We start from the raw sequence: 245 nt of genomic DNA, 5'->3' as shown, positions 1-245 counted from the left end.
GGAATGTATTTTACAGTTTCTTCTTTAGATAAAAATTCAGAATCACCAAAACCATCTTTACCAGCCAACCAATCGTATAGTTTTAAGCCAATACCATAAAAAGGACTATCCCACCAATCGTAAGTAGGGACTACAAATTTTAAATCGTGAACCATGTGGGGAGCATTTCTTTTTAAAAGAGCTCTGTCTTTTAATGCTTCAAGAACCAAAGAAAAATGTCCGTGTGGTAAAGATCGAACTCCGCC

General features: G+C 36.3%; 1 pseudogene. It reads right to left on the bottom strand.

The features are described 5' to 3' along the window. Positions 1 to 245 (bottom strand): annotated as a pseudogene (locus Q4548_RS16960) (FAD-dependent oxidoreductase); the annotation flags it as partial.

The sequence above is a fragment of the Wenyingzhuangia sp. 2_MG-2023 genome (assembly GCF_030548295.1).
Taxonomy (GTDB): Bacteria; Bacteroidota; Bacteroidia; order Flavobacteriales; family Flavobacteriaceae; genus Wenyingzhuangia.
This window is presented reverse-complemented; position numbering and strand designations above follow the sequence as displayed.